Below are 231 nucleotides of genomic sequence, written 5' to 3'. Positions count from 1 at the left end.
CGGACGGCTTAACGGCAGAGCAAAGCTTCAGTATCACAGTGACCAACGTTAACGATGCGCCGACCATTAGTTCAACGGCCATCACTGCCGCCACTCAAGATGCAGCGTACAGCTACACCTTTGCGGCGAGTGATACCGATGTGGGCGATGTACTGACATTGAGCGCGGTGATTAAACCAAGCTGGTTGAGCTTCAATGCGGCTACTGGATTGTTAAGTGGCACGCCCAGCA

The 231-nt window shown here is 53.7% G+C and carries 1 protein-coding gene; it reads left to right on the top strand.

From position 1 onward, the window contains the following. On the top strand, window positions 1-231 hold a 231-nt coding region (locus tag MO387_RS21380), incomplete at both ends, for a putative Ig domain-containing protein (protein ID WP_242326528.1).

This window comes from Shewanella sp. N2AIL, assembly GCF_022690845.1.
Lineage (GTDB): Bacteria > Pseudomonadota > Gammaproteobacteria > Enterobacterales > Shewanellaceae > Shewanella > Shewanella baltica.
The sequence above is the reverse complement of the archived record's forward strand: the minus strand, read 5'-3'. Positions and strand labels throughout refer to the sequence as shown.